This is a genomic window from Micromonospora mangrovicola (assembly GCF_047200535.1).
In the GTDB taxonomy this organism is placed as follows: domain Bacteria; phylum Actinomycetota; class Actinomycetes; order Mycobacteriales; family Micromonosporaceae; genus Micromonospora.
Genome location: NZ_JBJZOG010000087.1, coordinates 1 through 13,798, shown reverse-complemented (window position 1 = coordinate 13,798; position 13,798 = coordinate 1). Strand labels below are relative to the sequence as shown.

The following is a 13,798-nucleotide window of genomic DNA, read 5'->3' as shown; positions in this document are numbered from 1 at the left end:
CCCTGTGATCAACGAGGAGCGTGCTGGTGTCCGAGCCGCCGTCCACCCCGGACTCACCCCCGACCGCCGCCGCAGCCGGGAGCGCGGCCGATGACGTCCCCGCCGACGTCACCCCGTACCTTCTCGCCGTGCCCACGGCGGACGGAGCTCCGCCCCCCATGGTGTGGCCCGGCCGGGAGGGCGAGCCCGCCTGGGCCATCCCGGTGACGGTGCCGCCCGGCACCCGGGGGTACGCGCTGTTCCTGCCGCTGGTGCCGGTGGGCGGGGATGCGCCGGCCGCCGTCCCCGGGCCGCCGACCGCGCACCGGGTCCCGGTGCCCGCGCCGGGCGTACCCGTCCAGGCCACCGCGCCGGCCGTCGAGGCCGCCGGGGCAGCCCCGCGTGACGACGCGGCGGGGCGGGCGGACCGGCCCGACGACCCGACGGCGTCGGCCACCCACGCCTCCGCAGCTCGCCCCGCCGGGGCCGCTGACGACTCGGAGCCCCCGGCCGAGGCCGGCACCGCCCCGGCCACGGCAGCCGGCCCCACGCGGCCCGCCGACCCGCCCACCGCCGGGAGGCCGTCCGGGACACCCGCGACGGACGCCGCGGGCACACCCGGTTCCGGGACAGCGGCGACGGAGGAGGCCGCGGGCACACCGGATGCCGGGACAGCGGCGGCCGTCGCGCAGCCGGCCCCCTGGCCCACCCCGCCGGTCACCGGCCGGCCCGCGCCCGGACCCGTTCCGGGCCCGCCGTACCCCGCGCAGCCGCCCTGGCAGACCTTCCCGCCCCAGCCCGGGGCGTCCTGGGCCCCCCGGCCGCGCGGGCCCCGGACGTCGTTCCTCGGCGCACGCTGGCCCGGGCCGAAGCAGGCCGCCGGCCGGTCCGTCCCGCTCGGCGTGCTCGCCGGCGCGCTGGGCACCGCGTTCTTCGTACCGCTGAGCCGGGTCGGCATCGGCTGGTTCCTCGGCTGGCTCACGCTGACCCTCGGCGTGCTGCTGGCGGTACGGCGGCGGACCGCCGAGCTGCCCAGCGCCGAGCGGCTGATCCGCGGCGGCTGGGCGGCGGCGGCCCTGGCGCTGCTGGCCGTGCTGGCCTTCCGCAACGCCTGGTGGCTCGTGACCTTCTGCGTGCTCGGCGCGCTCGGCTGCGCGACCCTGGCCATTGTCGGCGGACGGCTCGTCCGCTCGATCCTGTTCGGCCTGGTCGCCACGCCGTTCGCGGCGTTCCGCGGCCTGCCCTGGGTACGCCGGCACGTCACCGCCTCCCCCGACGCGGGGATGGTGCGCCGGGTCGCCGGCTCGGTCGCGGCCACCGTGCTGGTCCTGCTGATCTTCGGCGCCCTGCTCGCCTCGGCCGACGCGGCGTTCAACGAGGTCCTCAGCGCGATCGTCCCCGACATCAACGTCGCGTCGGTGTTCCGGGGGATCTTCCTGGCGGTGGTCGGCGGGCTGATCGCGGTCGCGGCGGTCTACACCCTGGCCGCCCCGCCGGACCTGTCCACCGTCGACAAGCCCACCGGCCGCCGGCTCGGCCTGTTGGAGTGGGCCCCGGCCATCGGGGCGCTGACGCTGCTCTTCGCCGGCTTCGTCGCGGTGCAGTTCACCGTGCTCTTCGGCGGGCAGCGGCACGTGCAGAAGGTCGCCGGGCTCAGCTACTCCGAGTACGCCCGCAGCGGCTTCTGGCAGCTGCTCTTCGTCACCCTGCTGACCCTGGCGGTGCTCGGCGGGGTGAGCCGGTGGGCCGGCCGGGAGCGCCCAGTCGAGCGGACCGTGCTGCGCGTCCTGCTGGGCCTGCTCAGCGCGCTCAGTGTGGTGATCGTGGTGTCGGCGCTGTCCCGGATGTGGACGTACCAGAAGGTCTACAGCTTCACCGGCGAGCGGATCTTCGTGATGGCGTTCGAACTGCTGCTCGGGGTGGTGTTCCTGATGATCCTGGCGGCCGGGTTGCGGTGGCAGGGCCGGTGGATCCCGGGCACCACCGTCGCGCTCGCCGTGGTGATGCTGCTCGGCCTGGCTGTGCTCAACCCCGAGGACTACGCGGCCCAGCGCAACATCGTCCGGTACGAACAGACCGGCAAGATCGACGCCTGGTACCTGCGGGCCCTCTCCGCCGACGCCACGCCCGCGCTGAGCCAGCTTCCCGACCCGGTACGCCGCTGCACGCTGAGCTGGATCGCCGACGACCTGAAGCAGTCCGACCCCTGGTACGCCTGGAACCTGGGCCGGTACCGGGCCCGGCAGGCCCTCGACCGGCTTGGGCCGGGCGCGATCGGCGGCCCGAAGGACTGCCGCAAGGCCGACCAGTTCGACCTGCCCAAAACCCGCGGTCCGCGGTGATTTCGCGGCCGGGCCGCGCATCGGTGCGGCCCGGCCCGGCGTACCCTCCGCGTCCGCGAACGTTCACGGCCTTCTCACGCCAGGGCCACGACGGGCACCGACCCCCCGCCTAGCTTCGGCAGCGTCATCCGAGCAATGGGGAGGTATCCCATGTCCGTCCGTCGACTGTTGGCGGCGCTGGCCGTCGGGGCGGTGCTGGCCACGCCGTCGGCCGCGCACGCTGCCACCGGCACCGGTCCCGGCGTGCTGCCGCACAAGACCCACTTCGACCTGCAGGCGCACCGCGGCGGCATCGGCCTGACCACCGAGGAGACCCTGGCGGGCTTTGCCAAGGCCATGCGGCTCGGGGTCAGCACGCTGGAGCTGGACACCCAGGTCACGAAGGACGAGAAGGTGGTGGTCACGCACGACCGGCGGGTCAGCGCGCAGAAGTGCCGGGACACCGCGCCGGTGACCCTCGGGGATCCGATGTATCCGTACGTCGGGAGGTACATCAAGGATCTGACTCTGGCGCAGATCAAGACGATGGACTGCGGCTACCAGCAGCTGCCCGGCTTCCCGGATCAGGAGCGGATCCCCGGTGTCCGGATGGCCGAGCTGCGGGACGTCCTGAGCCTGGTGAGGGACTGGCACGCCCACCAGGTCACGCTGAACATTGAGACCAAGGTCGAGGCGGGGGCACCGGAGCAGACCGCCCCGCGCGAGCTGTTCGTCCGCCGGGTGTTCGAGGAGATCCGCGCCTCGGGCATCGAGGACCAGGTCACCATCCAGTCCTTCGACTGGGGTGCGCTGCGGGTGATGCACCGGCTCGCTTCCCGGTGGCCGCTGGTGGCGCTCACCAACTACGACTTTCTCCAGGTCGGCAGGCCCGGTGCCTCGCCGTGGCTCGGTGGCCTCGACGCGGACGACTTCGACGGTGACTTCGTCCGGGCCGCCGCGGCCATCCCCGGCGTGACCGCCCTGTCCCCCAACTACGGCTTCCCCCAGAACGGCACCGTCGCCGACCCGGGCTTCCGCTTCTACCCGGACGCCACGATGGTGGCCGAGGCGCACGCCCGGGGCCTGAAGGTCATCCCGTGGACCTGTGACGACCCGGCCACCGTCGAGGCGCTGATCGACCTGGGCGTGGACGGGATCATCACCAACTACCCGAACCGGGTACGCGAGATCATGGCGGAGCGGGGCATGCGCCTGCCGAAGGCGTACGAGCCGCGCTGACCGTGGGCTCCGGGCGACCCGCCGGAGGGTGGCTGCCGCCTGCCGGGCAGGTCACGCCCGGCGGGCGGCCGGGGCCGGGGGCCCGGCGTCCTCAGCGGTCACCACGGCGTTCCGCCCACATCTCGCGGGTCATCTCGTACTCGACCTCGCCGAGGTCGGCGTCCGGCAGCGGGTCGTCCCAGGGCGGGAAATAGGTCCGCACGTACCGCATGCCGACGGCCTTCATCACGCCCTGGGAGCCGGCGTTCACCGTCATCGTCTGCGCGATCACCCGGCGCAGCCCGACGGTGTCGAAGGCATGCCGCAACAGCACGCGGGACGCCTCGCTGGCCAGGCCCTGCCGCCAGTACCGGCGGACGAGGCGGTAGCCCAGGTCGGCGACGGTGGGGTCGTCGGGTTGGTCGGGGCCGTGCGCCGGGGGGAGCATCAGCAGTCCGACGAACTCGCCCTCCTCCGCACGGGCCGGCGGCCTCGGGCCGGGCTCCCCGCCGGCGGACCCGAACGCCATCCAGTAGCCCAGGCCGTCCACCTTGCGGCCCAACGCCATCCGCCGGGCGTGCGAGGCGATGACCTCGTCCCGGGTGTGCGCCCGGCCGAACAGATAGCGGAGCACCTCCGGATCGGAGTCAAGCTCGATCTCCAGTTCGAGGTGGTGGTCGGCGAGGGGAACCAGCAGCAGGCGGTCGCTGTGCATGATCGGCTGGGGCACGGGGCCCACCATCGCACGCCGACCTCGGCGGCGCGATCCGAATTGCCCGCCCGCCGGTTGCGAGCCCTCGGCCGTGGCCGAAGGCGGTCCCGGCCTGACCCGGCCGGTGAACGCCGAGTCGGGTCATGGGGTCGGCGCGCCGCCCGGGTGCTCGAGCAGTTTGCTGAGCAACCCGAGCCGAGGGAACCAGGTGGCGACCGCTCAGTCACCGCCAACTCCGTGCTCGACCGGGAAGCCGCGTGGCCCAGCCGGTCACGCAGGCCCGCCGGGAACGGGGGATCGGGGCCCCGCCTGTCGTCTCAGGACCCTTGTCCCGCTGCGACCGGTACGGGGCTCACCACCACGTTCATCGCGGCACCGCGCATGAATCCTTGAAGGTTGTCGATGGTGGTGTCGAGAATGCGCTGTACGGCCTCCCGAGTGTTGAAGGCGCTGTGCGGGGTCACGATGACGTTTCCCATTCGGACCAGGATCTCGTCGGCCAGCAGGGCGGCCACATCGTGCTGTCGCTCGTAGACCGACCGGAGCAGCTCCGCCTCCTCGCGGATCACCGGTTCGTTCGGCAGGACGTCCAGCCCCGCGGCGGCGACCTTGCGGTCTGCGAGGGCACGGGCCAGCGCTCGAACGTCGACGATGTCGCCTCTGGCGGTGTTGATCAGCACCACCCCGTCCTTCATCCTGGCGAACTGCTCCTGACCGATCAGGTGGTGGGTCTTCGGGTTCGCCGGAACGTGCAGCGTCACGACGTCGGAGTCCTGCAGGAGCGAGTCCAGATCGACGTACCGGAAGTCGAGTTGGTGGGCGGCGGCCTGGTTGTGCTTGACGTCGAAGGCGAGCACCCGCATGCCGAAGCCCTTGGCGATACGGATCACGGCGGTGCCGATGTCCCCGGTGCCGATCACGCCCAGCGTCTTGCCGAGTAGATCGAAACCTTGTAGTCCCCTTGACGAGAAGTCGCCCTTCCGCGTGCGGTCCACGGCCTGTTCGAGCCGGTGACTGATCATCAGCAGCAGGCCGAAGACATGCTCGGCGACGGTGTTCTTGCCGTAGCTGGGAACGTTGCAGACAGTGACGCCGCGCTCCTTGCACGCAGTCGTGTCGATGTGATCGATGCCTGTTGAGCGTGATGCGATGATCTTCAGCTTCGGCAGCGCGTCGAGGATGTCACTGCCGACTTTCGAGTAGACGAACGTGGAGATGGCCTCCGCGTCGGCATACCTGGCTGCGCTCTCGCTGGTGATGACATCACTCGTGAACGTGAGCTCATGCTCGCCGCTCAATTCGCTGAATGCGTCGCGCTCCCAGCTCTCCACCTCGAACACGCAGATCTTCATGACGCAGCCCTTCGGTCAGGATTTCCGCTTCAAAACGCATCACGCCACGAGGCGGCGAGCGACCTTGCATGCCCGCCACGGCCGCGGCTAGACGCCGCCCAGCTTTCCTATGACGTCGAGGGCGCTGTCCGGATTGAGGGAGATCGAGTCGATGCCGCATTCCACGAGGAAGCGAGCGAACTCCGGATAGTCGCTCGGCGCCTGGCCGCAGATACCGACTTTGCACCTGCTCCGGTGCGCGCGCTCGATCACCTGGGCGATGGCCGTCTTGACGGCGTCGTTCCGCTCGTCGAACAGGCCGCTCAGCACCTCGGAGTCGCGGTCGACGCCGAGGAGCAGCTGGGTCAGGTCGTTGCTGCCGATCGAGAATCCGTCGAACCGCTCGGCGAACCGCTCGGCCAGGAAGACGTTGGACGGCACCTCGCACATCATGTAGAGCTGCAGTCCGGCTTTCCCGCGCTCCAGTCCGTGTTCGGCCATGGCCGCGATGACCCGATCCGCCTCCTCGGGGCTGCGGACGAATGGGATCATCACCACGATGTTGTCGAGGCCGATCACCTCTCTTGCCTTTCGAATGGCCCGGCATTCGAGGGCGAACCCGTCCTTGTAACGGTCGCTGTAGTACCTGGAGGCTCCCCGGAAGCCGAGCATCGGGTTCTCCTCGCGCGGCTCGAACTGCGCGCCCCCGATCAGCTTGGCGTACTCGTTGGTCTTGAAATCGCTCATCCGGACGATGACCGGATCGGGGTACTGGGAGGCGGCGATCGTCGCGGCGCCACGGGCGAGGTGGTCGACGAAGTACTCCGTCTTGTCCGCATAGCCGGAGGTGAGCTCTTCGATGAGGGCGCGGGCCTCGCCGTCTTCGAGTTGGTCGAACCGGGCCAGGGCGAGCGGGTGGATCTTGATGGTGTTGTTGATGATGAATTCCATCCGCGCCAGTCCCACGCCATGTACGGGTAGGCGCCACCAGCGGAACGCCGCGTCGGGTTCGGCGAGATTGATCATGATCCGGACCGGTGGTTTCGGGAGCGTCCCGAGATCGATGTCGCGTTCCTCGTACCGCAGCGTGCCGTGATAGACGTGTCCTTCACTCCCTTCCGCGCAGGACACGGTCACGCCTTCGCCGTCGTGGAGGTCCCTGGTCGCGGAGTTGGTCCCGACGACTGCGGGGACGCCGAGCTCCCGGCTCACGATGGCGGCGTGGCTGGTTCGCCCGCCGTGATCGGTGATGATGGCCGCCGCACGTTTCATGATCGGACCCCAGTCCGGGTCAGTGCGTCGGGTGACCAGCACGTCGCCGTCCTCGAACCGGTCCATCTCGCTCGGGCTGTGCAGGACCTTCACCCGGCCGGCGGCGATCGCCTCCCCGATCGCGACCCCCGTGGCCAGCGCCTCCCCCGGCTCCACGAGGCGGTACGTCCTGAATGCCGCGGCCTGCCTGCGAACCTGGATCGTCTCGGGCCGTGCCTGCACGCAGTAGAGATTCCCCGATTCGCCGTCCTTGGCCCACTCCATGTCCATCGGCTTGCCGTAGTGCTCTTCGATGAGGGCAGCCCATTCGGCCAGCGACAGGATCTCGTCGTCAGTCAACACCAGGCGTTTCTGCTCGGCGGCTGGGGTGTCCACGCTCTTCGTCGTGGCAGCGCCACCCGACGCGTAGATGACTTTCTTCTTCTTGCTCCCGACGGTCTTGCCGAGGATCGGAACCACGCCGGCCTTGCCGAGCCGTGGCTTGAACACGCGGTACTCGTCCGGGTCGACGGCACCCTGCACGACCGTCTCGCCCAGTCCCCACGACGCGTTGATCACGACCACGTCGGGAAATCCGGTATCCGTGTCGAGCGAGAACATCACGCCGGCGCAGGCACGGTCGGCCCGGACCATCTTCTGCACACCGATGGACAGGGCGACCTTCAGATGGTCGAACCCACGCTGCTGGCGGTAGTTGATGGCGCGGTCGGTGAACAGGGACGCGTAGCACCTTCGGCAGGCATCCAGCAGGTCATCGCCGCCTCGAACGTTGAGATAGGTCTCCTGCTGCCCGGCGAAGCTCGCCTCCGGCAGATCCTCGGCGGTCGCGCTGCTGCGGACGGCAACCGCGACGTCCTCGACCTCGTTGCGGCGGCACAGTTCCCGGTAGGCGTCGCGGATCGCCTGATCGATGTCGCTCGGGAACTCGCCGCCGCGAATCGCCCGCCGAATGATCCCGCCCACCTCCTCCAACGACCGCTCGCCCCGCTCCAGGGCCTGCGTCAGCTCGCGCAGCCTGCTCCCGAGAGCGTTGTGCTCGAGATACGCGCGGTAGGCGTCCGCCGTCGTCGCGAAACCGCCCGGTACCCGCACTCCCTTGGCCCGGAGGTGGCGGATCATCTCGCCGAGGGAGGCGTTCTTCCCACCCACGCTCGCGACGTCATCGTTGCCCACCTTCTCGAACCAGCGAACGTATGCGGTGCTAGCCATGGCGCATCGGTCTCCTCGCGGTCTTCTTCTCGACGATGCAGGACAGTCAAGCCAGCAGTGCGGCATCTCACCGGGCTCGTGTCGCGGCCCGTGAACCCCGACAGCCGGGTGCCCTGCCGAACCTCCGCCTCGGCCATATCGGCGACGACCACATCGGCGCCATGAGCGCGGAGCTACTCGGATGGCCGGTGCGGTCGACGCCGATGGCGAGCTCGCTCGGCCGCCCTGCCTGCACCCCAGCCTCGGCATCCTCGACCACCACACAGAGGATCGGATGAACGCGACCGCGCTGCCCAACTGGCCGGCCGTCAGGTCACCGTTTCTGCGCAACCGGTTGAGATGTACACAGACCAGATTCAGACCCGGGCGGGTACTCCAGTGGCCGAGCAGACGAGGCTTGACGTGCTCTGCGCGCAGCGGCTCACGCAGCAGTGGGTTGGCCATGAGGTAGATCTGGCCCGCAGCAAGATTGTTGGCGGCGCGCCAGTAGGCATTCGCGCTGCCACTCCCTCCCCGCTGAGTACCTGTCCAGGATCCGGCTCGCGGTTCATCCGCGGTCCTCAGACCGTCGTCGCCGAGGTCATCCCCGATCGTCGGCCCGAGGCCCCAGCGCAGCCCCCCGAAGGACGGATGCCATCCGCTCTCGACCGCCGTCGACCCATTACCCCACCTCCCGATCTCTTCCAGATCGAGGTTAGTGAGGAAACGGTGATTGCTGGGCAAATCGCCGACACCAGGAGGCAAATTTGAACATGCCGCCGATCCGACTGCCCGCGGTGACAGCGGCGACAGGCGCTCGCTCCGGCACAGCGTCGGTACGGTGAGACGTTCGGCCGCCCGGGTGAGGTGCGCCGGACCTGCGGCTGGGCGGCACCGGACGACAACTCGCCGGCCGACAACGTGGCCGCAGACGACGAGACCACCGAAGATGAGGTCGAGGTCGGGCTGTGGCAGCAGCATCGCCGGGGCTGGCGACGAGGGCGGCTGTTGTAACCACAGATCACAACAAACCGGCACCAGTCGCTTACTGATGCCGGTTCACCCGCGAAAATGCAAGTAGGCCGGAGGTACCACCATGCGAACCACGCCCTGACCGTCGCCGGCGAGCCGCTACCACTGCCCCAGCTTGCAGGGCCGAGGCTGCACCCGATGAGCGTCGCCGCATCCGTAGCGGACGCCCCCCCGATCCCCGCTCGGGTGCGCCTACGAACGGTAGGCGTCGCGCCGGTGGCGAATCGAGTGGATCTCCACGACTCGCTTGGCCTCGTTGATCCGGTAGATGATTCGGTACGTGCCGCGGCGAGCGGAGTAAAAGCCGTCGAAGGGTTCGTCGAATGGCTTGCCAACCCGATAGGGGTTGACCGCGATCGCGTGTTGAATAGTCTCCGTCGCGGCGATCGCCACCTCCAAGGGCAGGTCCTCGTGGAGATTGCGGCAGGCCTGTCGGGAGAACATCACCGTGTATGGGCTGGGCGGTTCGTTGGTACGGTCGTCCACCCGCTTGCGTCCCGGGGGCATCAGGCCGCCTTGCTTCGACGCCGCTCCAACTCGGCGCGAGCCTCGTCCATCGAGAACGTGTCGCCGGCGGCGAAGTCCTCTCGCGATTGACGCAGGTCTGCGAGGGCCTCGTCGTCGGACAGCAGGTCGAGCGTTTCCCGCATCGACTCGTACTCGGCCACAGAGATCAACATCACGTCGGCGCGACCGTTGCGGGTGATCGTGAAGTGGTCGTGCTCCCGGGCGACCCGGTCGGCGAGTTCGGCGATCCGGGCCTTGGCTTCCGTGATGGGAATGGTCTCTATGAAAGCCACTATAGCGACCGGTCAGAATTATGGCCAACCGGAGCCAACATCAACCAGCGGCTCAGCAGGCCGTCGATCGGCCGGGCCGCGTGCCATGAAGGCCGCCTCTGCGACTCGCGTACCGCCATCCAACGGTGACACTCTCCCGTCATGCGAACCGCACATGCGCAGCTCAACAGTGAGATCACGTCGGGTGGACCGGACGTGGCAGTATCTGAACCGCGTGTGCGCAGCTCAGGGGCCGATTGTCATGGTCAAACCGGTCGGAGGCCGGGCGACGCGTCGCGATCAGTAGCGCTTCGCGTGCGCCGTGCTGCCGAGTTCCAGTCCTGCCGGGGCAACCTCATACATCGACGAGCTATCAGACAGCGGCGAAGTCGACCGTGACGGTAAGTCCGCCGCCCGGGTTTGGTACCACCCGCAGGTCCGCCCCGTGGCTGTCAGCGATGGCACGCACGATCGCCAACCCCAGTCCGCTACTTCCGCTCTGCTTCCGGGGCGCGACGAGGCGCTGGAACGGTCGCAGAATCCGGTCGACCGCGTATTCCGGCACAACGGGACCCGTGTTGCTGATCGCGAGTACCGCCCGCGTCCCACGAGAGCGCGTCTCGACATCGATCCGCCCGCCGTCGAGGTTGTAGTGGATCGCGTTGTCCAGCAGGTTGCCGATCAGGCTGGCTAGCAGCGTCGGATCGGAGCGTGCCACGACGGCCTGCTGGATGTCGGTGCGGATGGTGAGGCCGGCGGCTGCGGACCTGCGTGCCGTCACCGCCTCGGTGGCGAGCGTGGCCAGGTCGACCGGTTCGGTGGCCACCGGGCCCTGCTGGCCCTGCGCCAGCGCCAGCAGGGCAGCGACCAACCGCTCCAGTTGGTCCCCGATGCGCAGCAGCTCCGCGTGCCCGGCGCGCAACGACGTCGCGTCGGCGTCCGGATCGGCGAGCGCGACCTGGATCAGCGCCCGCTGGACGGTCAGCGGGGTCCGCAGTTCGTGCGAGGCGTCGGCGACGAAGCGGCGTTGTGCGGCATAGGCGGCGTCGAGCCGGGTGTAGAGCCCGGCTAGCGTGGCAGACAGGTCGGCGAACTCCTCGTACCGGCCAAGTTCGCCGTGTTCGGGCAACCGGTCGGCGGTGGCGCCCTCGGCTGCAGACGTGAGCTCCCGGAGCGGTCGCACCGCCCGCCCGGCGAGCGCCCACCCGATCGGAGCTGCCACGAGCGCCACCACGATCAACCCCACGACGACAGCCACCAGCACCGGCCCGGTGCTGCTCGCAGTCCCTCCGCCAGCTACGGCACCGACCGCTTGAGTGGATCGGCCGGTCCACGCGCCGAGGCCGACGACGGCCACCGGTACGGCGCCCAGGACGACCGCCGTCGCGGCGTACAGAACCGCGAGCCGGGTACGCAGCCGCGGCCGTTCAGCCGCCGGCACGGTACCCGCCCTCGCGGACCGTCGTGATGATCGACGGCTCGCCAAGCTTGGCCCGGAGCCGGCCGAGCGTGGTCTTGACCGTGGTGGTGAACGGGTTGGCGGCCTCGTCCCAGACGTGGTCGAGCAGATCCTCCGCGGACACCACCTGGCCTGGGCGAGCCAGCAGGTGCGCCAGCACCGCGAACTCCTTCGGGCTCAGCGCCACCGGCCGACCCGCGCGGGTGACGGTCCGGCGGGCCGGGTCCAGTTCCACGTCGGCGAAGCGCAGCACCGGTGGCACGGGCGGGCCGGACCGGCGGCCGAGCGCCCGGACCCGGGCGACCAGTTCGGGGAAGTCGAACGGCTTGGTCAGGTAGTCGTCGGCACCGAGATCGAGACCGTGTACCCGCTCGGCGAGCGTGGCCGCGGCGGTGAGCATGAGGACTCTGGCGGGCAGGCCGCGCTCGCCGACGAGCCGGCACACGTCGTCGCCGGAGACGGTCGGCAGGTCGCGGTCGAGCACAAGCACGTCGTACGGCGCGAGGTCCAGGCGTTCCAGTGCCTGACCTCCGTCGGTGACGACGTCCACGGCCATTCCTTCGCGGCGCAGCCCGACGCCGATCGTCCGAGCGAGCAGCTCGTGATCCTCGACAACTAGCACCCGCATGGGCCGAGCATGCCACCCAACTGGTGACAGCACGGTGACGGCCGCTTGTGACCGGGCTGTCACCGGTGCCGGCGTAGAAATCGGCAGCATGATCCTGGAGACCGAAGCGCTCGCCAAGAGATACTGGCGACGGTGGGCGTTACGCGACTGCACACTGGCCGTGCCCGAGGGCGCGATCGTCGGCCTGGTCGGACCGAACGGCGCCGGCAAAACCACCCTGCTGCAGCTGATCGTGGGCCTGCTATCCCCGACGGCGGGCGCCGTCCGAGTGCTCAGCAGCACCCCTGACGCGGCGATGCGGTCCGGTCGAGTCGGGTTCGTCGCGCAGAACGCCCCGACGTACGCCGGCCTGACCGTCGCCGACCACCTGAGCCTGGGTGCGGGACTCAACCCGCACCGCTGGGACGCAGCCGCAGCGAAGGAGCGAGTGGAACGGCTGGCACTGCCGCCCCAGCAGCGAGCCGGCCGGCTCTCCGGCGGACAGCGCGCCCAGCTGGCGCTCACCCTCGCCCTATCGAAAAGCCCCGACCTGCTGGTCCTCGATGAACCGGTGGCCAGCCTTGATCCGCTCGCGCGCCGCGCGTTCCTGGACGAGACGGTGGCGGCCGCGACGGCCACCGGCACCGCGGTGATGCTCTCCACGCACCTGGTCGCCGATCTGGCCCACACCTGTACCCACGTGGTGGTCGTTGCCGGGGGTCGGATCCGGCTCGCCGCCGCGACCGCGGGCCTGAGCGCCACCCCAACCGAGCTGGAGCGCGTGGTCCTGGACGAGCTCGGCCGAACGACCGACGAAGGGGAGACCGCATGATCCGGCTCGCGCTCCGCCAGTTCCGGATCTCGGCCTGGACCGCCGTGGTCGGCCTCCTCGCGGTCGCCGCAGTGGTCCTGGCGACCCGGCCGCACTTCGCCGACGCCGCCGCAGCCGCGCAGCGCGCCTGCGGATCGGACCCCCACTGCCCCGCCCTCACCACGTTCGCACTCGACAACACGGCCACGCGAACCGCCTTCGGTCTCGTCGTGATCGTGGCACCCGCGCTGATCGGCGCGTTCTGGGGTGCACCGCTGATCGCCCGGGAGTTCGAAGCCGGCACCCATCGACTGGTCTGGGCGCAGAGCATCAGCCGGACCCGCTGGCTGGCGGTGAAGCTGACGGTCGCCGGCACCGCGACTGCCGTGGCGACCGCACTGCTCAGCGCGCTCGTCACGTGGTGGGCCGCACCGTTGGACCACGCGGCGGCGGCCGTCTACGGCACCTTCGACCAGCGCAACATCGCGCCAACCGGGTACGCGCTGTTCGCTTTCGCGTTCGGCATGACCGCGGGCCTGGTCACTCGCCGGACACTGCCGGCCATGGCCCTTACCCTGGCCGGCCTGCTGACAGTCCGGATCCTGGTGACCGAGTGGATCCGGCCGCTCGCGGTCGCTCCGCGGGTAGTGTCCATGCCGCTCGACCCCGACACCACCGGGTACGGCTCGGGCGGGAACATCCTGCTCGGCGTCGGACCGAGCACACTACAACCGAGCACGCCAGACATCCCGAACGCCTGGATCCAGTCCGTCCGCATCGTCGATGCCGCCGGAGAGCCGCTCACCGACCAGGTTCTGCGGGCGACCTGCCCAACGCTCGGCCAGGGGCCCCGGGGTCCGGCCGGCCCGGCTCCGGAAGCCGTTCGGCAGCGGATGCGCGAATGCGTCGTGGCGATCAACGAGAAGTACCACGAGGTCGTCACCTACCAATCCGGCGAGTGCTACTGGACCTTCCAGTGGTGGGAACTGGCGCTGTTTGCGCTGCTCACGACACTCCTCGGCGGGTACGCGTTCTACCGCATCCGCCGTTTCCGCGGCTGACGAACGCAGCAATGCCGGGCCGGGCCAA

Annotated in this window: 11 protein-coding genes and 1 pseudogene; 4 read left to right on the top strand and 8 right to left on the bottom strand. The window is 70.1% G+C overall.

The window, feature by feature from the left end; all coding sequences use genetic code 11:
• Nucleotides 1-26: 26 nt before the first annotated feature.
• Together ACL02O_RS26220 and ACL02O_RS26215 are read left to right on the top strand one after the other, a co-directional pair.
• Nucleotides 27-2,321 carry a DUF4153 domain-containing protein gene (locus ACL02O_RS26220; protein ID WP_412820826.1) on the top strand — a complete coding sequence of 765 codons (2,295 nt, stop codon included), beginning with the start codon at nucleotides 27-29 and terminating at the stop codon, nucleotides 2,319-2,321.
• Nucleotides 2,322-2,471: 150 nt separating this feature from the next.
• A complete protein-coding gene (locus ACL02O_RS26215) occupies nucleotides 2,472-3,539 on the top strand; it encodes a glycerophosphodiester phosphodiesterase family protein (protein ID WP_412820825.1) in 1,068 nt (355 codons plus the stop codon).
• Between the two features lie 91 nt (nucleotides 3,540-3,630).
• Here the strand turns inward: ACL02O_RS26215 and ACL02O_RS26210 are convergent, their stop codons facing one another.
• The 8 genes and pseudogenes from ACL02O_RS26210 to ACL02O_RS26175 all read right to left on the bottom strand — a co-directional run bounded on the left by ACL02O_RS26210 (nucleotide 3,631) and on the right by ACL02O_RS26175 (nucleotide 11,919).
• Entirely contained in the window at nucleotides 3,631-4,248 is a 618-nt protein-coding gene (locus ACL02O_RS26210; RefSeq protein WP_412820824.1) for a GNAT family N-acetyltransferase, read from the bottom strand.
• A gap of 299 nt (nucleotides 4,249-4,547) precedes the next feature.
• Nucleotides 4,548-5,570, bottom strand: a complete 1,023-nt coding sequence (locus ACL02O_RS26205; protein WP_412820823.1) for a hydroxyacid dehydrogenase — start codon at nucleotides 5,568-5,570, stop codon at nucleotides 4,548-4,550.
• A 99-nt stretch (nucleotides 5,571-5,669) separates the two neighbouring features.
• A complete protein-coding gene (gene ppsA / locus ACL02O_RS26200; RefSeq protein ID WP_412820841.1) occupies nucleotides 5,670-8,042 on the bottom strand; it encodes a phosphoenolpyruvate synthase in 2,373 nt (790 codons plus the stop codon).
• 303 nt (nucleotides 8,043-8,345) lie between these two features.
• A pseudogene (locus ACL02O_RS26195) lies at nucleotides 8,346-8,537 on the bottom strand (phosphoketolase family protein); the annotation flags it as partial.
• A gap of 708 nt (nucleotides 8,538-9,245) precedes the next feature.
• Nucleotides 9,246-9,539 (bottom strand): type II toxin-antitoxin system RelE family toxin, encoded by a 294-nt coding sequence (locus tag ACL02O_RS26190; RefSeq protein WP_412820822.1) that lies wholly within the window; start codon nucleotides 9,537-9,539, stop codon nucleotides 9,246-9,248.
• Nucleotides 9,540-9,559: 20 nt separating this feature from the next.
• Nucleotides 9,560-9,844, bottom strand: a complete 285-nt coding sequence (locus ACL02O_RS26185) for a type II toxin-antitoxin system Phd/YefM family antitoxin (protein WP_412820840.1) — start codon at nucleotides 9,842-9,844, stop codon at nucleotides 9,560-9,562.
• 361 nt (nucleotides 9,845-10,205) lie between these two features.
• On the bottom strand, nucleotides 10,206-11,189 hold the full coding sequence (locus ACL02O_RS26180) for a sensor histidine kinase (RefSeq protein WP_412820821.1): 984 nt from the start codon (nucleotides 11,187-11,189) through the stop codon (nucleotides 10,206-10,208).
• Nucleotides 11,190-11,259: 70 nt separating this feature from the next.
• A complete protein-coding gene (locus ACL02O_RS26175) occupies nucleotides 11,260-11,919 on the bottom strand; it encodes a response regulator transcription factor (protein WP_412820820.1) in 660 nt (219 codons plus the stop codon).
• Between the two features lie 88 nt (nucleotides 11,920-12,007).
• Between ACL02O_RS26175 and ACL02O_RS26170 the strand changes: the two genes are divergently transcribed.
• Both ACL02O_RS26170 and ACL02O_RS26165 read left to right on the top strand, forming a co-directional pair.
• Nucleotides 12,008-12,730: an ABC transporter ATP-binding protein gene (locus tag ACL02O_RS26170; protein WP_412820819.1), complete on the top strand. Its 723-nt coding sequence runs from the start codon at nucleotides 12,008-12,010 to the stop codon at nucleotides 12,728-12,730.
• Complete coding sequence (locus ACL02O_RS26165) at nucleotides 12,727-13,770, top strand: ABC transporter permease (RefSeq protein ID WP_412820818.1); 1,044 nt, start codon at nucleotides 12,727-12,729, stop codon at nucleotides 13,768-13,770. Before ACL02O_RS26170 ends, ACL02O_RS26165 begins: the two co-directional genes overlap by 4 nt.
• Nucleotides 13,771-13,798: the final 28 nt, after the last annotated feature.